Source organism: Gordonia sp. VNK1 (assembly GCF_040049135.1).
GTDB classification, from domain to species: domain Bacteria; phylum Actinomycetota; class Actinomycetes; order Mycobacteriales; family Mycobacteriaceae; genus Gordonia; species Gordonia oleivorans.
In genome coordinates this window covers 1-20,020 of record NZ_JBDZDJ010000010.1, presented here as the reverse complement: position 1 = coordinate 20,020, position 20,020 = coordinate 1, and the positions used below count along the sequence as shown (strand labels likewise).

Sequence of the window (20,020 nt, the reverse complement as noted above, 5' to 3'; positions counted from 1 at the left end):
GGGCGACACCTTACTGCGGGGCGAGATTTCTTCCCCTGCCTTCGGAGTCGTCGGCTCAGTTCTTCAGGGTTCGCAAGGATTGCCGCACGGCCAGCTCTGCCGCCGCAATGACCAGCCGATGAGGCGCAATACGGCTGATGGTGGTGCCGATGACGTTCAGCAATCCGTCGACGACGCTCGGTTTCCCCGTCTCGAGCCCGCGCAAGGCGGTGTCGACGACCTGCTGCGTGGTGCGACGCGGGCCCACGGCATCCCGGTCGGCACCGGCCACCTCGAAGAAACCGGTGTCGGTCGCACCCGGACACACGGCGAGCACCTTCACCCCGCGGCGCCGGCTCTCCCACCACAATGACTCACTGAACGACAGCACGTACGCCTTCGACGCCGCATACACCGCCAGGTGCGGAACCGGTTGGAAGGCAGCAACACTCGACACATTGACGATCGCGCCGGAACCCTTGTCGGTCATACGCTTGAGGTAGACGGTGGTGAGGTCGGTGAGGAGTCCGACGTTGAGCCGCACCTGATCCCGAATCCTCATCGGGTCCGAATCCACCAGGTCTGCGTGAATCGCGAAGCCCGCGTTGTTGATCAGGATGTCGACGTCGAGTGCGCGGCGATCGACCTCGGCGATCAGGCCATCGGCGGCATTCACACTCGACAGGTCTTGGGCGATGTACTCGGCCCGGATGCCATGCTGATCCTGCAGCTGCATGGCCAACTCCTTGAGTGCGACCTCATTACGCGCCACCAAGATGACATTCGTCCCTTTCGCCGCCAGGGTTTTCGCGAACTGGGCACCGATACCGGCGCTCGCGCCGGTGATGAGTGCCGTGCGGCCGTGATATTCCATCGGTGTCATCTCCTCAGTCAGTTGGCGAAACATGCAGTCGTGCGGCCGTTTTCGGGTCATACATCGCACATTCAGGCTCCAGAACGTGATCGCAATGACGTTCGCAGCAGCAATGAATTACCCCGACCGGCGCGCACCGCAATTGCCACGGGAGACTACGGATGAACCGGTGGGTAAGAAAGGAGATGTGACATCATCAACACCATCGCCAATTGACACGGCGAATTGTCAGAAATGGCGGCGCAGTCCATTCATCGTGATACCGAGACAAAGCCTGCAGCGGGGCGGAGCCGGTCGACGTGTGGAGTAGGACCTGAACTGGAGGGCAAACATACATTCAAGCGAAACTCCACCGGGTCGCACCACCGAACGGCATCTAGTGCGGGGAGCCGGACGACCAGTCCACGAACGCATCGCGATCAACGTAGTGCCGGAATGCGACCAGAAGATCCGCCACGTTCGCCTCCGGCCTCTGATCCCACGCATTGGCGACGATTCCCTGGAGGTCGACCACGCCGAGCACGTACTCGTAACCGAGCGCTCTGGCCGCTTCGGGCAGGTCGTCATCGTCGCTGACGTCGTCGACGTCCCAGACCAGGACCGAAAGGCGCTCGTCGCTGAAATCGGCAGCGACCGGCGCGTACAGCGCATGTGTCCAGGGCAGGGAAGCCGCGCCCCGCAGCGCGTCCCCGAGACTCGTGATCACCTCTCGATCCTTGCACGCGGCGAACGCCGGGTGCGTCGAGCATGCGTCACACGTTGAACCGGAACTCGACCGGATAACGGCATCGATAAACGTCACCCGATCACGGCATCCAACCCGGCCTCTTCGCACACCGCGCTCAACCGCTTGTCTCTCGTCCACAGTGTCGCGCCATCGACGAGAAGCACCGACCCGAGTAATCCAGCGTCGGCCGGACTCAATCCGCGACCCCAGAGTTGCCGAGCCTCGACCAGGTGCAGCAACTCCACATGAGTGAGAAAGGGAAATCGGAAAAGATTGCCGAGCAGATCGATCACCGTGTCCCGGTTCGCGATCGATCCCATCGCCAGTTCCTCGATCACCATTGGGTGACAACCGATCTCGTCTTCACCGAGGAGTGCGGTCAAGCGTTCGTTCTTGGTATGCAGATGGTCGATCCAGACCGACGTGTCAACAAGGATCATCCGACGGACGAACGACGGCGCGGAGCGGCCGCGGCCGCCGGATCGGTACCGCCGAGCGCAGCAAGGCGACGCGCACTCTCCATGCGGATCAACGCCTGCAACCCCTCGCGAATGAGCGCCGCTCTCTCGTGAACCCCGGTCAGCTCGGCCGCCTTCGCCAAAAGGTCGTCGTCAAGGGTCACCGTCGTGCGCATCTGCATCTCCATTCGCATCAAACTATGTCGTCAATGATGCCTGGAAGTCGGGATTGTCGCCACATGCCCATGCCGTCCGGGGTTCCTGTACTCCACGGTGGCGGCGTGCGGCTGCGTCCATTCGCCGACGGCGACGTTCCGTTCGTCGTCGCCGCATCGCACGACTCGCTGATTCCGTTGATCACATCGGTCCGCAGGTCCAGCTCCACCGAAGACGCAGTCGACTACATCCATCGTCAGCACGCGAGGCTTGCCGCCGGAGTTGGTTACTCGTTCGCGGCCGCCGCTGCTGACACCGACGTGGCCGTGGGGCAGATCAGCCTCTGGACGCGCGACATCGCAAGAGGGCGCGTTTCGACTGGCTACTGGATCGCCGAAGCACATCGCGGCCGTGGGTTTGCCCGCGCGGCATTGGCCACGCTGTCCGACTGGGCTTTCACATTTCCGGAAGTGGCACGCCTTGAACTGCACGTGGAACCGGAGAATGCGGCCTCCTGGCGCACCGCCGAGAGCTGCGGATTCGACCGGGAGGGATTGCTGCGCTGCTGGCAGCGCGTCGGGTCCGAGGACCGTGACATGTTTGTCTACAGTCGCGTCGCCCCGCGTGAAACGTGAGACGTTGAATCGGAACCAACTACACGTTGAACCGGAACTCGACCACATCACCATCGGCCATGACGTAGTCCTTGCCTTCCATGCGCACCTTGCCCGCGGCCTTGGCTGCAGCCATCGAGCCGGCGTCGTCGAGGTCACCGAAGGAGACGATCTCGGCCTTGATGAAGCCCTTTTCGAAGTCGGTGTGGATGACGCCGGCCGCCTTGGGGGCTGTGTCACCCTGGTGAATTGTCCACGCGCGGGACTCTTTTGGTCCGGCGGTGAGGTAGGTCTGCAGACCGAGGGTGTGGAAACCGGCACGCGCCAGCGACCGCAGCCCGGGCTCGTCCTGCCCGATCGAGTCGAGCAGTTCCTGCGCATCCTCCTCGTCGAGTTCGAGCAGTTCGCTCTCCACTTTGGCGTCGAGGAACACCGCATCCGCCGGCGCCACCGTCTCGCGCAGCTGCGCCTTCTTCGCGTCGTCGGTGAGGACCGACTCGTCGGCGTTGAAGACGTAGAGGAAGGGCTTGGCCGTCATCAGGTGCAGTTCGCGTACCGACCCGAGGTCAAACGAATCCTTCTGCGCGAACAGGGTTTTGCCACTGTCGAGGAGTTCCTGCGCCTGCTTGGCGGCGGCGAGGGTCTCGGCGAGGTCCTTGTTCTTGCGCGACTCCTTCTCCAGCCGCGGGATCGCCTTCTCCAGGGTCTGCATGTCGGCGAGGATCAATTCGGTCTCGATGACCTCGATGTCGGCGAGCGGATCGACGCGACCGTCGACGTGCACCACGTCGTCGTCGGCGAACACGCGCACCACCTGACAGATCGCGTCGGCCTCGCGGATGTTGGCCAGGAACTGGTTGCCCATCCCCTCACCCTCGGAGGCACCCTTCACGATGCCGGCGATGTCGACGAAGGACACCGTCGCGGGCAGGATGCGTTCGCTGCCGAAGATCTCGGCGAGGCGACCCAGCCGGGCGTCGGGCAGCTCGACCACTCCGATGTTGGGTTCGATGGTCGCGAACGGGTAGTTCGCGGCCAGCACGTCGTTGCGGGTCAGAGCGTTGAACAGGGTGGACTTGCCGACGTTGGGCAATCCGACGATACCGAGGGTAAGACTCACGGGCGATCAGTCTATCCGCCGCGGGCGGGCGGTAGGCCGCGCCCTCACCTCAGGTGGCCGGCGCGCCGGACGGTTCCGGGTCATCGACGGGATCGCCGCCATCGTCATCGCCGTCCCCGTCGTCCGGCTCCCCCGACGGCGGCAGGGTCTCCCCGGCGCGCAGGGCGACCTGCTCGTTGAGGTAGCGAAGGATCACCGCGATCGTTGCCGCGGCCGGCACCGCGAGGAACGCGCCGGTGATGCCGAACAGGCTGCCGCCGAGCGTGACCGCGAGCAGCACGATCACCGCATGCAGATCCATCGACTTCGCCTGCAGCCACGGTTGCAGGACATTTCCCTCGAGTTGCTGCACGGCGATGATGATGGCGAGCACGATCAGCGCGGTGGTGAATCCATTGGAGACCAGCGCGATGAGCACCGCGAGGGCCCCGGCGACGAACGCACCGACGATCGGGATGAACCCGCCGAGGAAGGTGATCACGATCAGCACACCGGCCAACGGCACCTGCAGGACGAGCAGGCCGATACCGATCAGGGAGGCGTCGACGAAGCTGACGATCGCCTGGGTCCGGATGAAACCTCCGAGCGCATTCCACATGCGCTGCAACACTTCCCCGATGTGCGCGCCGGCCGGGTGGCCCACCGTCCGACGAAGCCACGGCACGAACTTCGGCCCGTCCTTGAGGAAGAAGAACACCAGCACGATCGTGGTGAACACGGTCACCAGCATCGACGTCGCGGTGCCCACACCGGTGAACACACCGGCCGCGATGGTGCTCGCACTCGACTTCACCTTGCTGGTGATCGCGGCCACCGCGTCGTTGAGTTGCTCGTCGCGCACATTGAACGGCGGCCCCTGCACCCAGTCCTGCAGCTCGTGGACCCCCTTGACGGCGCCGTCGGCAAGCTGCGGCGACTGATCGACGATCGACGGCACGATCACCGCGATGACCCCCGCGAGCACACCGATCCCCACGAGCATCATCACCAATGAGGCCGCGGCCGCCGGGACGTGGCGGTCACGCATCCACCGCACCGGCGGCCACAGCAACGTGCAGACGATGATCGCGAGCAGGACCGGCAACAGGACCACCCAGACGCGGCCGACGACCCACATCAGCACGGCAAAGGCGGCGACGACGATGACGAATTGTGCTCCGACGACGGCGGATGACCGCAGTCCGTCGAGCAGCACCCGCAGCCGCGTGGGCGGGGTCGGGTTCTCGGGGGGTCCGGCCGGGGTCGCGTCGCCAGTTGCGGTCACGCGTCGATCCTCACATACCCGGCACACCCGGGCACGCGGGTGTCTCAGCGACGACGAACGAGCCGCATGAAAAATGCACCGAGCGCGTCGAACGCCAGGAGTTCGGCCTCCAGGGCGGTGATGGCGGGTTCGGGCGGGTCCGCCGGCGGCGGCTCGGGCCGGGTCCGCGCGCGCCCGCGTTCACATTCCGCGGCGACGGTATCCGGGCCGTACAGGCCGCGCATGATGTCCAGTCCCCACTCGGGGAAGTCGTGCAGGTCCATGTGTGCGCCCCGACTCTGTCGGACGCCGCGAAAGTACGTGCCCATGCGCACATCGTGACATGAAATATGATCTACGTCACCCAAATCGGTAAACTGGTTGGGCCCAGAGATCCCCGGCGAGGCCGTGTCCGATTCCCGCCAGATTTCTCCCGTCCGGGAATGCCAGAGTGGAGGGGTGACGACGACCGACCTGGATTTCGACAGCTGCTACCGCGCACTGTGCGCGCGCGACGCGCGCTTCGACGGCCAGTTCTTCGTCACCGTCCGCACCACCGGCATCTACTGCCGGCCATCCTGCCCGGCGCAGACACCCCGGCCACACAATGTGGACTTCGTCGTGACCGCGGCGAGCGCTGTGGCCCGCGGTTTCCGTGCCTGCCGACGCTGCCTGCCCGATGCGGTACCCGGATCACCCCGATGGAATCTCGGCGAGGATCTGTCGGCACGCGCGATGCGACTGATCGGCGACGGCACCATCGAACGCGAAGGTGTCGACGGCCTGGCCGCCCGACTGGGCTATTCACCACGCCACGTCACCCGGGTACTCACGACCGAGTTGGGCGCGGGTCCGCTCGCCCTGGCACGCGCGCACCGCGCGGCCAATGCCCGGGTCCTCATCCAGTGCACCGACCTGCCCATGGCCGACGTCGCCTTCGCCGCCGGGTTCAGCAGCGTGCGTCAGTTCAACGACACCATCCGCGAGGTGTTCGCGTTGACGCCACGGGCACTGCGCAGTCTGCGTCCGGGGCGGTCGGGCACCGGGTCGGCGTCGGGGGTGTCGGCGTCGGGGGTCTCACTGCGTCTGGCCTTCCGGGACCCCTTCGACCCCTCCTGGTTCCGGTGGTATCTGGGGGCACACGCCGTCGACGGACTCGAACAGCTCGACGTCGACGCCGACGGCACGTGGACCCATCGCCGGGTGCTGAGCCTGCCCCACGGACCCGCACTCGCCGAGATACGGCCCGCGACGGGGTTTCTGCGGGTCGTCCTCGATCATCTGGATCTGCGCGATCTCGGCGTCGCCGTCAACCGGGTGCGGCGGATGTTCGATCTCGACGCCGACATCGTGGCCGCCACCGACGTCCTCGCCGACGATCCGGCCCTGGCGCCGCTGGTGGCCGCCGCACCCGGCATCCGGGTGCCCGGAACCGACGACGGCGCACAGACCCTCATCCGCACCATGATCGGCCAGCAGATCAGTGTGAAGGCGGCGCGTGCGCACATCACCCGCCTGGTCGAGGCGCTCGGTGAGCCCACCGGATGGGCGGACGGTTCGTGGCGGCAGTTCCCCACGCCCACCGCCATCGCCGAACACGGCACCGAGGTGCTACGCGGTCCGGGCCGTCGGATCGACGCGGTCGTCCACGCCGCGCGGGCGATTGCCGAAAATTCGGTGGAACCGAATGCGGGGGCAGCTGCGTCAGATCTACGTGCGCACCTCCTCGAGCTTCCCGGTGTCGGTCCGTGGACCGCCGACTACGTCACCATGCAGGTCACCGGCAACCCGGACATCCTGCTCCGCCACGACCTCGTGATCCGGCACGCCGCCGACGATCTCGGTCTCGACCTCGACGATCACCTCCGGTGGGCGCCCTGGCGGTCGTATGCGTCCATGCATCTGTGGCGCCATCGCCTGCTGCCCCGATCACCCGCACCCGCCACACCGGCACCGAGCGTGTCGACGCCACCACCACCGCTGCTCTCCACCACATCCCCGAACTGACAGGACCCCCGATGACGATCACCGCACCCGACAGCTCCGACACCACCGACGCGACGCCCACGGCCGGCTGGACGACGGTGTCCACCCCCGACGGACCGTTCACCGTCGTCGTGAACGATTCCGGCACTGTTCTGGCGTCCGGCTGGACGTCGGAACCCGAGTACCTCCTCCAACTCGTCCATCGTGACCTGCGACCGGCCGACATCGGCCGGTCCGCCTGCCTGTCGGCGATCGGTGACGTCGTCGACGCGTACTACGCGGGTGAGCACGACGCACCACAGTCGGTCCCGGTGTTCCAGCATGGTGGACCGTTCCTCGAGAAGTCCTGGACCGCGCTGCGCACCGTGCGCGCCGGCGCGCCGGTCACCTACTCCGATCTGGCCGAGCTCGCCGGCGAACCGGCCGCGATACGCGCCGCGGCCACGTCGTGCGCCCGCAACGCCGCGGCATTGTTCGTCCCCTGTCATCGAGTCCTGCGCCGTGACGGCAAACTCGGCGGTTTCCGCTACGGGGTGGAGCTCAAGCAGCGGCTGATCGACCGCGAGGCCGCTGCAGCCACGAACTGACCCGACGACGAGGCGCATGGTGGTGGTCGGAGGTTTCTGTCGGACGATTTCTGTCGGTGGCATCCGACAGGATCGTGGCCATGACCTCCACCCTCGTCGCTCTCGTCATCGGACTCGCCGTCGGCGTCGCACTCGGCGTGTTGCTCGGTTGGCTCGCATGCACCGGACGATCCGCCGGTGCCGTCGCCGCGGCGCGCGCCGAGGCCAAGGCGCTGCGGTCGTCGCAGGATCTCGTCGGCCAGTCCCTGGCCGCGGCCTCCGAGGACGCCGCGCGGCGGCAGTCGGCCGCGATCGGCGCGCAACTGACCCACATCGTCGAACCACTGCATTCGCTGGTCGGGCAGATGGGAGACGAGCTCCGTCGCGTCGAACGCGACCGGACCAGCGCCTACGCGGGACTCAGCGAACAGGTGCGGGGAATGCATGTGGCGTCGATGCGTCTCGGTGATCAGACCCAGGCGCTGGCCACCGCGCTGCACACCCCGCACCTGCGCGGCCGGTGGGGCGAGGTGGCGCTCGAGCGGGTGGTGGAACTCGCCGGCATGACCCGTCACTGTGACTTCGACACGCAGGTTTCGGTGCGATCCACGCTGACCGGGGATCTGCGCCCGGACATGGTCGTGCACCTCGCCGGGGGCCGCGACATCGTCGTCGACGCGAAGGTGCCGCTGCAGGCCTACCTGCAGGCTGCCGACTGCGATGATCCCGAGATGCGTCGGGATCTGCTGTCCGATCATGCCCGGGCGGTTCGGTCGCACATCTCGGCGTTGTCGTCGAAGGCGTACTGGTCGGCCTTCGACCAGTCACCGGAACTCGTCGTGCTGTTCGTGCCGGCCGACGGCGTGCTCGAGTGGGCGGCCCGCGCCGACCCGACACTCATCGAATTCGGCATCACCAAGAATGTGGTCCTGACCACCCCGTCGAGCCTGGTGTCGTTGCTGCGGACCGTCGCCCTCGGGTGGCGTCACGACGCGATGGCCCGCGACGCGGCGGTGATCCACGAACTCGGCGTCGAATTGCATCACCGACTCGAGACCGTCCTCGGCCACCTCGATCGCGTGGGCGTGGGCCTTCGTCGGGCCGTCGAGGCGTACAACTCGACCGTGGGGGCATTGGATTCGCGCGTGGGTGTGACGGCCCGCCGACTCGCCTCCCTCGAGGCGCTCGGCGATCTGCCCGAGCCGACGGCACCACGTCATGTCGACGATCCCATCCGCACCGCGAGTCGGACACACGGCGTCGGCATCGATACCTGACGGATCACCACGACACGTCGGTTGCCGGGAAAGCAGCCCACAACCGGTACCGTCTAGGGGTGCCCTTTCCGCAACGAAGCTCCTCCGCGGTACCACTGGATCAGCAGTCGGTGCTGCCGACCGTCCGTGGTGTGCCCTGGTGGGGCGCCGTCCTCATTGCGACGATCCTGACCGCGATCGGTGCCGTCATCGACGCGAAGAACAATGACAGCCTGGGTGCGACCTTCAACTTCTGTCTGCTCGTCGGTTGCTGTCTCGCTGCGCTGGCGGTGCGTCGGCGCGCGTTGTTCACCGCGGCGGCTCAGCCTCCGCTGATCGCCTTCGTCGTCGGCATGCTCGCGCTCTACGGACTCAACGCCGACGATTCGTCTGGCCTGCGGTCGCTGGTGCTCAAGGTGCTGCTGCCGATCGCCGCGAACTTCCCGTGGATGGCCATCACGTTCGTGGTGACGTTGATCCTGGTGCTGCTGCGGTGGTACCTGACGCGTCCCGCGTCCACCCCGACCCCGGCCAAGGCCCCGGCGAAGCGCACACCCACCCGGCGTCGTGCGTCCGCATCGCCGGCGCCCGAGGCCCAGCCCGGTCGCCGAAGCCGGGCCCGGGCCGACGCCGCCGGTCAGCAGTCGCCACGCCCAGATACGGTGCGCGCCCAGAAAAACAGCGCAACACGGGCGGCGCGCGCAGGTGAGCGTCCCCGACGCCGACGCTCCGACGAACCGACCGCGGTGGCCGCCACGGCGAGTCCGTCGACCCGTCGCCCCGCCGGCGAGACCCCGCCGCGCGGGACCGAACGTCCGGTCGCGGCAACCGAATCCGCCGACCCCGGTCGCCGACGTGCCCGATCCGCCGCCGCCGATCTCGATCGGTACGAACCCCGGGCCGCCGGCGCGGCGCCCTATCGGACGAGCCGCGAGGGCGGCAACCGCGCCTGAACCCCAGGCCACGGTGTCGGTCAGAGCACGGTGTCAGTCAGAGCACGGTGTCGGTCAGCCACGTCCCCAGACGCGCGGCCGCGTCGTCGACCAGCGCCGGCCAGTCCATCGCCCCCTCGTCGGCGGTGTCGGTGACGACCTTGACCAACCGGCATCCGACGCCGAACGCGGCACAGACGTGGGCGATCGCGGCGCCCTCCATGTCGACGAGGTCGGCCTGCTCGGCGAGACGGTCCCGGTGGGCCGGGTCGGCGACGAAGGTGTCGCCGGTTGCCAGTACCGTGCCGTCGCCCTCGGGAAGATCCCAGCGGTCGGTGACCGGATAGCCCATCGCGATCAGTTCGGCGCTGCTGATGTCGTGTTCGACGACCACCGACGGTACGAACAGCCCGCTGTGGTGGGTGCGCAGGGCGCCGGCGGTCCCGATGTTGACGACCTCGCGGACCGCGGGTCCGGTCGCGAGTTCACGGGTGAGCGCCAGTGAGGTGGCCACCTTCCCTATGCCGGTGATGAGCAGACGGGCGCCCGGGGGAACGTGAGCCGCCTCCGACCGCGTGGCGGACACGATCAGGACCGTGGAATCGGTGTGCATCAGATGATTGTCGCCAAGTCCAGCGTCGCCCGCGCCGCCCGCCCCAGTTCGTCGCCGTAGGACGGTCCGTGCCCGGCCGCGTGGACGGCGAGCGGATGGAGTTGATGCACCGGTATCCGCTCCCGCCATCCGGCGCGCAACGGATGGGCCGCGAGGTAGCCGTCGAGAATCGCCGACAGCTGCGGCGCACCGAACAGTGCCAGCATCGCCAGGTCGGTTTCGCGGTGCCCGCCGTGGGCGGCGGGATCGATCATCACCACCCCGTCGGGTGTCCACATCACGTTCCCGCTCCACAGGTCGCCGTGCAGACGGCTGGGCGCCTCGTCGTCGTCGAAGACGCCGTCGGCGATCACCTCGCAGGCGCGTCGCGTGAGCCGTTCGTCCGCGCGCGTGAGGTACCCGGCCCGCACCGCGGTGTCGAGGTAGGGCTCGACCCGCTCGCGGGCGTAGAACTCGCCCCACCGGTCGTGGGTGCGGGAACTCAGTGGGCGTTCCCCGATGAACTGGCGGCCGGTGTATCCCGGCGGCGGCGACCCGAATGCCGGCGCACCCGCATCGTGCATCGCCGCGAGTGCGGCCCCGAAGGTGCGGGCCGCGACCGGGTCGGGTCGTGCTGCGGCCAGTCGACGGAGCTCGATGGCGTCGTCGGACACCGAGATCACCTTGACGACCGGGGCGCCGGCCGCCGCCAGCCAGCGCAGGCCGGCGGCTTCGGCGGCAAAGAAGTCGGGATCGGAGCCGCGACGCGACTTCCGAAAGACGTTGTCGGTCAATGGAGATCAGCCTTGCGGGGAGCCGATCCCGGAGTCGGAGTCGACCGCCTCGCCCCGGGCGGAGGCGCTGATCCGGGCCAGTTTCGCGAAACGGTCGTTGGCGATCCGCATGACGATTTCGTAGGGCAGGGCGAATTTGCGCGCCCACCAGTACCCGAACCGGATGTCGAACGAGGTGTAGACGAGGAACCGATTCTTCTTGATGCCCTTGATGATCGACGACGCCGCCTTGTCCGGACTGACGGCGACCTTGTGGAAGTTGTCGATCTGACGGGCCACCCGCGGATCCGCGCGATCGATGCCGGCGATCTCCACGGTGTTGACCAGCGGGGTGTCCACACCGCCGGGACAGACCAGGCACACCCCGATGTGATGACGCCGCAGGTCGAAGCGCAGCACCTCCGACACCCCACGAATCCCGAACTTCGAGGCGCTGTAGGCGGCATGCCAGGGCAACGCGAGCAGCCCGGCCGCCGACGACACGTTGACCAGCTGACCACCGTGACCCCGCCGGACCATCTGCGGCACAAAGCATTCGATGATGTGGATGGGCCCCATCAGGTTCACGTCGACCATCGTGCGCCAGTGCCGGTGCTCCAGATTCTCCACCGTTCCCCACGCCGAGACGCCCGCGATGTTCATCACCACATCCATCACGCCGACCTCCGCGTCGACCTCCCGCGCGAACCCGCACACCCAGTCGAAGTCGGAGACGTCGCCGGCGGCATGGAACACCACACTCGCGCCGTCGCCCACCAGGTCGGCGACGGCACGATCGAGCGCATCCGCGTGCAGGTCGGTGAGAACCAGTTCGGCGCCCTCACGCGCCGCGGCGCGCGCGGTGGCCAGACCGATCCCGCTCGCCGCTCCGGTGATCAGGACCCGGCGCCCGCGCAGGGTCGGTACGGGCGGAGCCATCCAGACGAGATCTCGAAGTGCCATGCCTCGACCCTAATCGTGGGGGTTCGGATCACTCAGCCGATCGGGAGCTTTCCACCGAACAGCCCGTAGATCACCTCGAGCATCGCGTTGAGCACCTGCGCGGAGGCGTCCTGCCCTTCGGTGAGCATCAGCTGGGCGATCTCCGCCGGATCCTCGGTGCCCAGCAGTTTCTGGATGAACGGCAGCACGGCCGAGAGTTCGGAGTCATCCCCGGACGGCGTGGTCGTGGTCGTCGGCGGCGTGGTCGCCGCCGCGCCGGGAGCACTCGTGGTCGGAGCACTCGTCGTCGGGGCACTCGACCCCGAGGTGGCCGCAGCACCCGAGACGTAGTTGAGGATGCCGTCGGTGATGGCCATCGAGTACTTGAGCTGGCCGTCACGCCCGGACAGCGCCGCGGCTTCCTGCGGGTTGGACAGGTTGCCCATCTCGATGAACACCGCGGGCACCTTGGTCAGGTTGACCGCCGCGATGTCGGAGCGGGTCTGGATGCCGTTGACGACGCCGGCGTAGTTGGCGGCCGGGAAACCGGCCTTGAGGAACGCATCACGCATCAGGTTCGACGCGGTGCGTCCGCCACTGCCCTGGACCTGGTTGACCGTGGCATCCGGCACCGGCAGCGTCGGCACGATCATGTGGAAGCCCTTCTTGGTGGCATCCGATCCGGTTGTCGTGGAGTCCGCGTGCAGGCTCACCGCGACGGCCGCACCCGAGCGGCTCGCCGCCGCGGCCCGCTCGTCGACGCATCCGCCCCAGCCGGTGTCGTCGTTGCGACTGAGCACCACGCGGGCGCCCTGACTCTCCAGTCCGGCCTTCACCAGCTGGGCGATGTCCCAGTTCACCGTGTGCTCCGGTGTGCCGTTGACTCCCGTCGCGCCGGTGGTCTGGCAGTCCTTGGTGCCGCCGCGACCGTCGGGGACCTGCTTGGCGAGGTCATGTCCGGCAGCGCTGCCCTGGTGACCGGGATCGAGGAAGATCGTCTTGCCGGTCAGGGCCCCTGCTGTCGGGGCTGCCGCGGCGGGTGCGGTTCCTGTTGTCGCGGTCAGCAGCGCCGAACCGGCCAGGGTGGCGACGGTGACCGCCGCGATCGACAGCCGCAGTCGCGAGAATCTTGTCTGGGTCATTGCGGTACGGGTGCGCACGCCCCGTCGGCGATCGCACCACACTCCTTCCATCCAGCAACAGTGGCCACAGTAGTCACAGCTGTCACACAGTCAAACAGTCCTGCTCCGGATGGGGAAATCGGTGACCTGGCCCGATCGGATTCGTTAGCCAGCTGTGACGCGACGTGAACTGCGCCGAGACCGAGCGGCGACGGTCACCGCGCCGGCAGATGTCGGGTGATGTGCAGAATGCCGTGTTCATCGTCGCCCGTGGCCGCTGTCGCGACGGCCGCCCGCAGCGCCGTGCGCACCTGCTCCTCGTCCATCCCCGCACCGATCGCCACCAGCGACGTCGAGCGTGGACGACCCGACCACGATTCGCGCCGGACCTCCACGAATCCCCCGACCCCGTGCACGACGAACCGCTGCCGATGTCCGGGCAGATCGAACCACACGATCCCCTTGATGCGGTAGCAGCCGGTCGGCGGCCGCTCCAGAAAGGCCGCCAGAGCTCGTGGGTCCATCGCCTCGTCCGTGCCGAAGTGGACCGAGGTGAACGAATCGTGCAGGTGCGGGTGCGGATGGCCATGGCCGGCGGCCTCGTCGGCAAGGTGGTCGTCGGCAAGGTGGTCGTCGGCATGATGGTCGTCGGCATGATGGTCGTCGGGATCGGGGCCGCCGGCATGGTCGTCGCCGGATTCGGCGAGCAGCGCATCGAGCGTCAACTGTTGCGGTCCACGGTCCGGGCCGGCCGTGCCCGCACCGTCGGCCGCCACCGGATCGAACAACATCTGCGGATCGATCCGGGCATCGGTGACCGCCACCTGCGCCGCGGTCGGATTCAGCTCGGCCAGCTCGGTGCGCAGGTGCGCCAGGGCGTCCGCGTCGACCAGGTCGGCCTTGTTGACCATCACCAGGTCGGCAACCCCCACATGGCCGTCGATCTCGGGGTGCTCGGCCCGGACACGCTCGAACATGGCGGCATCGACGACGTAGATCAGACCCCCATAGCGCATCCGTGGATCGGCGGCCGAGACGACCATCCGGATCAGGGCCTTCGGCTCGGCGATCCCGCTCGCCTCGATGACGATCGCGTCCAGACGTGACGACGGTCGCAACAGCGAGTCCAGCGCCGCTTCCAGACCGTCACGGTCGACCGAACAACACATACAGCCGTTGGTGAGGCTCACCGCCCCGTCCGCCTGCCCGGCGACGAGCATCGCGTCGATGTTCACCGCCCCGAAGTCGTTGACCAGCACCCCGATTCGCGTACCGGACGCCGCACCCCCGGTGCGCAGGAGATGGTTGAGCAGGGTCGTCTTGCCCGATCCGAGGAACCCGGCGACGATGACCACGGGGATGGGTGCTCGACTCATCGCTCCCCGACGAGGCCGGTCACCGATTCCTCACTCGCCGAGAAACATTCGGCACATATCACCGCGAGATCGCGTCCCAGCCGGTCGGGGTGGTTGGCCACATTGCTTGTCGGACTGCCACATTCGACGCAGGTGGAGATCACGGCGGCGCGTTCGGTGAAGTCGACGGTCATCCGCTTGTCGAAGACGTACAGCGATCCCTCCCAGAGCCCGTCGTCGCCGAACTGGTCCCCGTAGGCGACGATGCCGCCGTCGAGTTGGTAGACCTCCTCGAACCCGCGATGGCGCATGAGTGCGGTGAGTACCTCGCAGCGGACCCCGCCGGTGCAGTAGGTGACCACCGGCCGGTCCTTGAGGTCGTCGAATGCGCCGCTGTCGAGTAGCGGCAGGAAGTCCCGCGTGGTCTCCACATCCGGGGTGATGGCGTTGGCGAACCGCCCGATGGACGATTCGATGCGATTGCGGCCGTCGAAGAACACCACGTCGTCGCCCCGGGCGGCGACGAGCTCGTGGAGTTCGGTGGGACTGAGCCGGGTTCCCCCGTCGATCACGCCGTGCGCATCGACGGCGACCTCCTGCGGAGCACCGAAGGTGACGATCTCCGGGCGCACGCGCACGGACAATCGCGGAAAGTCATCACCGGTGCCCTCGGACCATTTGATGTCGGCATCGGCGAATGGCCGGTAACCGCGGGTCGCTCTGACGTAACGTTTGACCTCGGCCAGATTCCCGCCCACGGTGCCGTTGATGCCGTGAGGTGACAAGATGATCCTGCCGTGGAGCCCGAGCGACTCACAGAGCGTCTGCTGCCACAGTCGAATCGCCTCGGGATCCGGCAAGGGGGTGAACACATAGAACAGGACGATCTTGGGGGTCGACACAGTTGTCAGATTACGGAGTTCGACGACGCCGGCGTCTGGCGCTCCCGGCGAGCGCCGCGCTCATCGTCGGAGCCGGCGCACTGATCACCGCATGTTCGATGTCGAACGACACCGAATCCACCTCGTTGGTGCTGCCGCCGACCGACCGATTGACAACCGAATCGGACACATCGAGTTCCTCGTCGTCATCGACCTCTCACATAACGGAGACCGCCACCGAGTTACCCGATTGGAGTATCGGCCGAGTGATCTCACTCGCACCCCGCGCCGATAATTCTCGATATCACGATGGGGCCACCGGGCCGCAGCAGCCACTGGAACAGACATCGGGTTTCCATTTCTCCACCCCCGACCGCACGGTCAATTGCTCAACCGGCGTCAACGGGAGCACAACACTCGCCTGTCGGCTCAACGATCAGCCCGCCGAGGGAAATCCGCCCGCGTCGGCCCCCTCGAGTTGCCAGTGGGAGGCAAATCTCGCCGTGCTGGACTCCTCCGGACCCCAACACGGTGCATGCGCCGACGACACCACCGTGCTCTACCGTTCGGCGATAGTCGACTTCGGAACGACTATCGCAATCGGACGATTCTCGTGCCTGGTCGAGACCGATGGAACTTACTGCCTCGAATCGAGTTCGGATACCGGATTCGCGCTCACCACAACGGGTTACCGCAAGATATACGCAAACGAACGAGCCCCGGCAGCGTTGATCGGAACCAGTGATACAGATTCCATTCCATCGACAACCGCCACCCCGAGTTGATTCGCCGAACATAACCGAATCGACGCCGAGAAAATAAGTGAGGCTCACGGCCACGAATTCAGCCAAGTCTTAAAGTCGGGGGCTATGATCGACGCCAGCAGCGGTAACTCAGAGGAGCCGTCTCCGGAAGAGAGTGTGACATTCACCGAGACGCGTCCCCACGATTTGTCCACAGCGATTTGTCCACGCAGACTCAGGAGATTTGACATGGCAAAGGTTCAGTCCGTTCAGATCGTCGACGACATCGACGGCAAGGTTCTCGACAAGTACGAAACGGTGCGTTGGGCGATTGACGGCAAGGAGTACGAATTCGATACTTCGGCCAAGCACGCTCAGCAATTCCGTGATGCGGTGGCGAAGTATCTCGAGGTCTCGCGGACCGCGGATGCCGGTCGTGCGGTGGCCGCCAAGCGTCGCGCCGTCGGCGGTGCCCGGAGCAAGGAGCAGACCCAGGCCATCCGCAAGTGGGCGGTGGCGAACGGTTTCGAGATCAGTGACCGGGGTCGCATCCCGGCGAATGTCCTCGAGGCTTTCGAAGCCGCCCACTGAGCCGACGACGGGGTCCGCGCCGCACCCATTACAGTCGAGTGCGTGACCGACTCGCGGAAGAAGGCCAACGCCGACGCTTCGCGCCGTCGGAGAACCGATACATCGACGCGGCATCAGCCGAAAGCGACGTCGAGTAAGGCCACCTACGTCCTCCTCGGCGTCGCCGTGGTCGTGGTGGCCGCGCTCGTGGTGATGGGCATCATCTTCAACGCGAACAAGAAGGATCTGGGGCCGGTCAGCGACACCGTTCTCAACGAGAACGCCGCACTGATCGTCGGCGAACCGGCCGCGACGACCACCATCGATGTCTTCGAGGATTTCCTGTGCCCGGTCTGCCAGGAGTTCGAGAAGGAGTCCGGGCAGGCGATCGTCGACGCCGTGAACGCCGGCACACTGCGCGTTCGGTACCACATGTTGACCTTCCTCAACTCGAAGTCGGCGTCGGGCGACTACTCCGAGCGAGCCGCCGGAGCACTGCAATGTATCGGCGATGCCAAGGACCCCGCCCTGTTCTTCCGATTCCACACGGCGCTGTTCGTCGACCAGCCCAAGGAGGGCGGCGACACCGATCATTCCAACGCCGATCTCGCCCGGATCGCCGCCGCCCAGGGGGCGTCGCCGGCCACCCAGCAATGCATCTCCGCCAACGCGAAGCTCGTCGAGGCCAAGGCGGCCGCAAAACAGTCGACGACGCAGTTGCAGAAGGCACTCGACGGTGCCGTCGCCACTCCGACGGTGTTGCTCAACGGAGAATCGGTGCCCGACATCACAGAGGGCCCGCAGTGGTTGGCAACGATCCTGACCAAGGAGACCCAGTGACGTTCCGGTGAATACGCGGCGTCGCCAACCAACTCACTGACCAGGCGATTTGTTGCCCGCCGACACAATGGTGTAACTTCCTCAGTGCCCATTTCGAGGGGCGAGATCAACACAATACGGGGCTATGGCGCAGCTGGTAGCGCACCACACTGGCAGTGTGGGGGTCAGGGGTTCGAGTCCCCTTAGCTCCACAATCGAGAAACCCGCTCTGACTTCGGTCGGAGCGGGTTTTTCTCTGTCCTGAGCGGACTCGGCCGCGGCCGGTCTGTCCTGGCCCTGTCTTTTCGCATTCGAGATCGTGACCGCGGCGGGGGCCAGACGCTCCCGCGGTAGCTCTATCGCTCAGCGGGCTAGGTGCTCCAGACGCAGAATCCATTCCGTCACTTCAATTCTGGAACTCTGAACCATCACTGAGACGATTGCGACCAACAGCCGGAAGCCCGATTCGAAGGGATGACCACGCGATGAAATGGACCCTGGCTGCGCCATATCACCAGCCGCACCGACCACTTCTTCTATCCCAGGGCCCGCGAGTACGCGTGGAGTAAGCGACAGACCATCCAGGTCAGACGCACCCTGAAGGCCGTGCAGCTCGTGTTAACCGGCGCAAATCTCCGCTTCCGCGCCTCCGACATTCGCGCAATGCACAACTACGACGAACGCTTGGCCTCGATCAGGTGACGAGTGGAGTGGGCGATGAACGGTCCGTCCTGCCGGATGAGTTCGTCGAGGTCACGGAGCCGATCCCGGTACTTCTCCACCGTGAACCCTGGCACCCACCAGACCACCTTCCGCAGCAGGTACACCACGGCCGCAACATCGTGGATCACGATCCGCAGCTTCGCTGTTTGCAGATTGACGATCTCCAACCCGGCGGCCTCTGCCGCGGCTGCCTCGTCGTCAGGGTGGCGTCCTCGCCTGGCTTGGGGTTGCGGGCCGAGGAAGAACTCGATCAGCTCGAACACGCTCGCCGGTCCGACGTGCTGGGCGAAGTAGGTGCCGCCGGGCCGGAGCACGCGGGCAATTTCCTCCCACCAGATCGTCGCGGGATGCCTGCTGGTGACCAGATCGAACCCCTCGTCAGCAAACGGCAACGGAGGCTCGTCCGGGTCTGCCACGACGACAACACCGCGAGGATGCAGCAGCCGGGTGGCCTTCGCGACGTTCGGCGGCCACGACTCCGTCGCGACAGCGGTGGGAGGGAAGGACTCGGCCTCGGCGAGAACCTCGCCTGTCAGCGGACATGAAAAACTGCCCATGGGCGGTCACGAAAGTGCCCGCTGACGGCCAATAAGGACTGCCCATCGGCGGTCAGGAAAGTGCCCGTCGGCGGACACGATTTTGCCCACACCTGTCTCATCCGGCGGCGCGTCTGTGATCCGTCCCGGGGTTTCCGGAGGGCTCCTCTCAAGGGAGGATGAAACCTATGGCAGCAGGATCGAAGCGGTACTCGGCTGAGTTGAAGCGAGACGCCGTGGACATGGTGGCCCAGTTGGTGGCGCAAAGGGTCGGCGGAGTGGCCGGCGATGCGCAAGACCGCGGATCTGCTGGGGGTGACCTCGGCGGAAACTGTCCGCCAGTGGGTTCGTAAGGCCCCGGCCGCCGATGCTGAGGGCGCCACCGCGAAGGCCGACAACGAGGAGATCCGCAGGCTCAAACAGGAGGTCGCCGAACTCAAACGGGCCAACGGGATCCTGAAGGCGGCGTCGGCTTTCTTCGCGGCCGAAATCGACCGGCCACACCGGTAATTGTGGACTTCATCCGCACCTACCAGGGACACCGGGTGGGTGCGGATGGTCTTATCTGGGGAGTCGATTCGATGTGCACTGTGCTCTCTGAGCACGGCTGGCGCATCGCCCCGTCCACATACTACGACCACATCAACCGCGGGCCGAGCGTGCGGATGCTCACCGACGCGCAGGTCATCGATGCGATCTTCATGCTCCGCAAGAACAAACCCCTGACCCGCGTTCTGGGTACACGAAAGACGTGGATAATGCTGCGTGGCACCGGATTAGATGTTGCTCGGTGCACGGTTGAGCGGGTCATGCGGGAGATGGGATGGCACGGCGCGATCAAGAAGAAGCGGGTGCGCACGACCATCCCCGACGCGGCGGCCAAGCGGCCGACGGATCTGGTCGACCGGCAGTTCTATGCCGCGGCACCTAATACTACAGCCGTAGATCGGGTTTATTGTTGTTGTGACCTGCGGTTTTGGTGGCATTGTTGGGCGCGTTTCTGGTGACGTCGGCGCCACAGGGTCCAGTCGAGGATGCGGTCGACGGCGTGCAG

24 protein-coding genes and 1 tRNA gene are annotated in these 20,020 nt (G+C 66.4%); 10 read left to right on the top strand and 15 right to left on the bottom strand.

Going from position 1 to position 20,020, the window contains the following annotated elements:
* Nucleotides 1–55 precede the first annotated feature (55 nt).
* The 4 genes from ABLE94_RS14005 to ABLE94_RS13990 form a co-directional block, all read right to left on the bottom strand.
* A complete protein-coding gene (locus ABLE94_RS14005; RefSeq protein WP_348809056.1) occupies nucleotides 56–853 on the bottom strand; it encodes an SDR family NAD(P)-dependent oxidoreductase in 798 nt (265 codons plus the stop codon).
* A gap of 376 nt (nucleotides 854–1,229) precedes the next feature.
* Complete coding sequence (locus ABLE94_RS14000; protein ID WP_348804292.1) at nucleotides 1,230–1,559, bottom strand: DUF7716 domain-containing protein; 330 nt, start codon at nucleotides 1,557–1,559, stop codon at nucleotides 1,230–1,232.
* Between the two features lie 92 nt (nucleotides 1,560–1,651).
* A complete protein-coding gene (locus ABLE94_RS13995; RefSeq protein WP_348804293.1) occupies nucleotides 1,652–2,020 on the bottom strand; it encodes a type II toxin-antitoxin system VapC family toxin in 369 nt (122 codons plus the stop codon).
* Entirely contained in the window at nucleotides 2,017–2,214 is a 198-nt protein-coding gene (locus tag ABLE94_RS13990) for a type II toxin-antitoxin system VapB family antitoxin (protein WP_348804561.1), read from the bottom strand. The genes ABLE94_RS13995 and ABLE94_RS13990 overlap by 4 nt, the downstream gene beginning before the upstream one ends.
* Nucleotides 2,215–2,277: 63 nt before the next feature.
* Between ABLE94_RS13990 and ABLE94_RS13985 the strand changes: the two genes are divergently transcribed.
* On the top strand, nucleotides 2,278–2,829 hold the full coding sequence (locus tag ABLE94_RS13985; protein ID WP_348809055.1) for a GNAT family N-acetyltransferase: 552 nt from the start codon (nucleotides 2,278–2,280) through the stop codon (nucleotides 2,827–2,829).
* 19 nt (nucleotides 2,830–2,848) lie between these two features.
* Here the strand turns inward: ABLE94_RS13985 and ychF are convergent, their stop codons facing one another.
* From ychF to ABLE94_RS13970, 3 genes are read right to left on the bottom strand one after another with little or no spacing between them, the layout of a single operon-like run.
* Entirely contained in the window at nucleotides 2,849–3,928 is a 1,080-nt protein-coding gene (ychF, locus tag ABLE94_RS13980) for a redox-regulated ATPase YchF (protein WP_348804295.1), read from the bottom strand.
* Nucleotides 3,929–3,977: 49 nt separating this feature from the next.
* Nucleotides 3,978–5,192, bottom strand: a complete 1,215-nt coding sequence (locus ABLE94_RS13975; RefSeq protein WP_348804296.1) for an AI-2E family transporter — start codon at nucleotides 5,190–5,192, stop codon at nucleotides 3,978–3,980.
* 44 nt (nucleotides 5,193–5,236) lie between these two features.
* Nucleotides 5,237–5,500 (bottom strand): hypothetical protein, encoded by a 264-nt coding sequence (locus tag ABLE94_RS13970; RefSeq protein WP_348804297.1) that lies wholly within the window; start codon nucleotides 5,498–5,500, stop codon nucleotides 5,237–5,239.
* Between the two features lie 130 nt (nucleotides 5,501–5,630).
* On the opposite strand from ABLE94_RS13970, the gene ABLE94_RS13965 reads away from it, so the two are divergent.
* The 4 genes from ABLE94_RS13965 to ABLE94_RS13950 all read left to right on the top strand — a co-directional run bounded on the left by ABLE94_RS13965 (nucleotide 5,631) and on the right by ABLE94_RS13950 (nucleotide 9,932).
* Nucleotides 5,631–7,178: an AlkA N-terminal domain-containing protein gene (locus ABLE94_RS13965; protein WP_348804298.1), complete on the top strand. Its 1,548-nt coding sequence runs from the start codon at nucleotides 5,631–5,633 to the stop codon at nucleotides 7,176–7,178.
* An 11-nt stretch (nucleotides 7,179–7,189) separates the two neighbouring features.
* Nucleotides 7,190–7,744: a methylated-DNA--[protein]-cysteine S-methyltransferase gene (locus ABLE94_RS13960; protein ID WP_348804299.1), complete on the top strand. Its 555-nt coding sequence runs from the start codon at nucleotides 7,190–7,192 to the stop codon at nucleotides 7,742–7,744.
* A gap of 80 nt (nucleotides 7,745–7,824) precedes the next feature.
* Nucleotides 7,825–9,000 carry a DNA recombination protein RmuC gene (locus ABLE94_RS13955; protein WP_348804300.1) on the top strand — a complete coding sequence of 392 codons (1,176 nt, stop codon included), beginning with the start codon at nucleotides 7,825–7,827 and terminating at the stop codon, nucleotides 8,998–9,000.
* A gap of 59 nt (nucleotides 9,001–9,059) precedes the next feature.
* Nucleotides 9,060–9,932, top strand: coding sequence for a DUF6542 domain-containing protein (locus ABLE94_RS13950; RefSeq protein WP_348809054.1), 873 nt, complete (start codon nucleotides 9,060–9,062; stop codon nucleotides 9,930–9,932).
* A 37-nt stretch (nucleotides 9,933–9,969) separates the two neighbouring features.
* On the opposite strand, the gene ABLE94_RS13945 is transcribed toward ABLE94_RS13950, so the two are convergent.
* The 7 genes from ABLE94_RS13945 to ABLE94_RS13915 all read right to left on the bottom strand — a co-directional run bounded on the left by ABLE94_RS13945 (nucleotide 9,970) and on the right by ABLE94_RS13915 (nucleotide 15,765).
* Nucleotides 9,970–10,524 carry a nucleosidase gene (locus ABLE94_RS13945; protein WP_348804302.1) on the bottom strand — a complete coding sequence of 185 codons (555 nt, stop codon included), beginning with the start codon at nucleotides 10,522–10,524 and terminating at the stop codon, nucleotides 9,970–9,972.
* Nucleotides 10,524–11,297, bottom strand: coding sequence for a fructosamine kinase family protein (locus ABLE94_RS13940; protein ID WP_348804303.1), 774 nt, complete (start codon nucleotides 11,295–11,297; stop codon nucleotides 10,524–10,526). Before ABLE94_RS13940 ends, ABLE94_RS13945 begins: the two co-directional genes overlap by 1 nt.
* A gap of 6 nt (nucleotides 11,298–11,303) precedes the next feature.
* Nucleotides 11,304–12,239 carry an SDR family oxidoreductase gene (locus ABLE94_RS13935; protein ID WP_348804304.1) on the bottom strand — a complete coding sequence of 312 codons (936 nt, stop codon included), beginning with the start codon at nucleotides 12,237–12,239 and terminating at the stop codon, nucleotides 11,304–11,306.
* 32 nt (nucleotides 12,240–12,271) lie between these two features.
* Nucleotides 12,272–13,360 (bottom strand): N-acetylmuramoyl-L-alanine amidase, encoded by a 1,089-nt coding sequence (locus ABLE94_RS13930; protein ID WP_348809053.1) that lies wholly within the window; start codon nucleotides 13,358–13,360, stop codon nucleotides 12,272–12,274.
* Between the two features lie 194 nt (nucleotides 13,361–13,554).
* A complete protein-coding gene (locus tag ABLE94_RS13925; protein WP_348809052.1) occupies nucleotides 13,555–14,715 on the bottom strand; it encodes a CobW family GTP-binding protein in 1,161 nt (386 codons plus the stop codon).
* Nucleotides 14,712–15,596, bottom strand: a complete 885-nt coding sequence (trhO, locus tag ABLE94_RS13920) for an oxygen-dependent tRNA uridine(34) hydroxylase TrhO (RefSeq protein ID WP_348809051.1) — start codon at nucleotides 15,594–15,596, stop codon at nucleotides 14,712–14,714. The genes ABLE94_RS13925 and trhO overlap by 4 nt, the downstream gene beginning before the upstream one ends.
* A 10-nt stretch (nucleotides 15,597–15,606) precedes the next feature.
* Nucleotides 15,607–15,765: a hypothetical protein gene (locus ABLE94_RS13915; RefSeq protein WP_348809050.1), complete on the bottom strand. Its 159-nt coding sequence runs from the start codon at nucleotides 15,763–15,765 to the stop codon at nucleotides 15,607–15,609.
* 802 nt (nucleotides 15,766–16,567) lie between these two features.
* Here ABLE94_RS13915 and ABLE94_RS13910 point away from each other — a divergent pair.
* The 3 genes from ABLE94_RS13910 (at nucleotide 16,568) to ABLE94_RS13900 (ending at nucleotide 17,919) form a co-directional block, all read left to right on the top strand.
* The gene (locus ABLE94_RS13910; RefSeq protein WP_348809049.1) at nucleotides 16,568–16,909 is read left to right on the top strand and encodes a histone-like nucleoid-structuring protein Lsr2; all 342 of its coding nucleotides are present in this window, start codon (nucleotides 16,568–16,570) and stop codon (nucleotides 16,907–16,909) included.
* Between the two features lie 174 nt (nucleotides 16,910–17,083).
* On the top strand, nucleotides 17,084–17,728 hold the full coding sequence (locus ABLE94_RS13905; protein ID WP_348809113.1) for a DsbA family protein: 645 nt from the start codon (nucleotides 17,084–17,086) through the stop codon (nucleotides 17,726–17,728).
* A gap of 118 nt (nucleotides 17,729–17,846) precedes the next feature.
* Nucleotides 17,847–17,919: transfer RNA gene (locus tag ABLE94_RS13900), tRNA-Ala, on the top strand.
* A 459-nt stretch (nucleotides 17,920–18,378) separates the two neighbouring features.
* Here ABLE94_RS13900 and ABLE94_RS13895 read toward each other — a convergent pair.
* Nucleotides 18,379–18,987: a class I SAM-dependent methyltransferase gene (locus tag ABLE94_RS13895; RefSeq protein ID WP_348809048.1), complete on the bottom strand. Its 609-nt coding sequence runs from the start codon at nucleotides 18,985–18,987 to the stop codon at nucleotides 18,379–18,381.
* A 267-nt stretch (nucleotides 18,988–19,254) separates the two neighbouring features.
* On the opposite strand from ABLE94_RS13895, the gene ABLE94_RS13890 reads away from it, so the two are divergent.
* Together ABLE94_RS13890 and ABLE94_RS13885 are read left to right on the top strand one after the other, a co-directional pair.
* Nucleotides 19,255–19,476 carry a hypothetical protein gene (locus tag ABLE94_RS13890; protein WP_348809047.1) on the top strand — a complete coding sequence of 74 codons (222 nt, stop codon included), beginning with the start codon at nucleotides 19,255–19,257 and terminating at the stop codon, nucleotides 19,474–19,476.
* Between the two features lie 71 nt (nucleotides 19,477–19,547).
* Nucleotides 19,548–19,973 (top strand): IS3 family transposase, encoded by a 426-nt coding sequence (locus ABLE94_RS13885; protein ID WP_348809046.1) that lies wholly within the window; start codon nucleotides 19,548–19,550, stop codon nucleotides 19,971–19,973.
* Nucleotides 19,974–20,020 lie beyond the last annotated feature (47 nt).

What these genes read in the sequence shown, in the direction of transcription:
- ABLE94_RS13910 (WP_348809049.1), top strand. Translation starts at nt 16,568, where the DNA reads ATGGCAAAGGTTCAGTCCGTTCAGATCGTCGACGACATCGACGGCAAG.
- ABLE94_RS13990 (WP_348804561.1), bottom strand. Translation starts at nt 2,214, where the DNA reads ATGCGCACGACGGTGACCCTTGACGACGACCTTTTGGCGAAGGCGGCC.
- ABLE94_RS13935 (WP_348804304.1), bottom strand. Translation starts at nt 12,239, where the DNA reads ATGGCACTTCGAGATCTCGTCTGGATGGCTCCGCCCGTACCGACCCTG.
- ABLE94_RS13895 (WP_348809048.1), bottom strand. Translation starts at nt 18,987, where the DNA reads ATGGGCAGTTTTTCATGTCCGCTGACAGGCGAGGTTCTCGCCGAGGCC.
- ABLE94_RS14005 (WP_348809056.1), bottom strand. Translation starts at nt 853, where the DNA reads ATGGAATATCACGGCCGCACGGCACTCATCACCGGCGCGAGCGCCGGT.
- ABLE94_RS13985 (WP_348809055.1), top strand. Translation starts at nt 2,278, where the DNA reads ATGCCCATGCCGTCCGGGGTTCCTGTACTCCACGGTGGCGGCGTGCGG.
- ABLE94_RS13890 (WP_348809047.1), top strand. Translation starts at nt 19,255, where the DNA reads ATGCGCAAGACCGCGGATCTGCTGGGGGTGACCTCGGCGGAAACTGTC.
- ABLE94_RS13930 (WP_348809053.1), bottom strand. Translation starts at nt 13,360, where the DNA reads ATGACCCAGACAAGATTCTCGCGACTGCGGCTGTCGATCGCGGCGGTC.
- ABLE94_RS13970 (WP_348804297.1), bottom strand. Translation starts at nt 5,500, where the DNA reads ATGGGCACGTACTTTCGCGGCGTCCGACAGAGTCGGGGCGCACACATG.
- ABLE94_RS13945 (WP_348804302.1), bottom strand. Translation starts at nt 10,524, where the DNA reads ATGCACACCGATTCCACGGTCCTGATCGTGTCCGCCACGCGGTCGGAG.
- ABLE94_RS13995 (WP_348804293.1), bottom strand. Translation starts at nt 2,020, where the DNA reads ATGATCCTTGTTGACACGTCGGTCTGGATCGACCATCTGCATACCAAG.
- ABLE94_RS13960 (WP_348804299.1), top strand. Translation starts at nt 7,190, where the DNA reads ATGACGATCACCGCACCCGACAGCTCCGACACCACCGACGCGACGCCC.
- ABLE94_RS13955 (WP_348804300.1), top strand. Translation starts at nt 7,825, where the DNA reads ATGACCTCCACCCTCGTCGCTCTCGTCATCGGACTCGCCGTCGGCGTC.
- ABLE94_RS13925 (WP_348809052.1), bottom strand. Translation starts at nt 14,715, where the DNA reads ATGAGTCGAGCACCCATCCCCGTGGTCATCGTCGCCGGGTTCCTCGGA.
- ABLE94_RS13885 (WP_348809046.1), top strand. Translation starts at nt 19,548, where the DNA reads ATGTGCACTGTGCTCTCTGAGCACGGCTGGCGCATCGCCCCGTCCACA.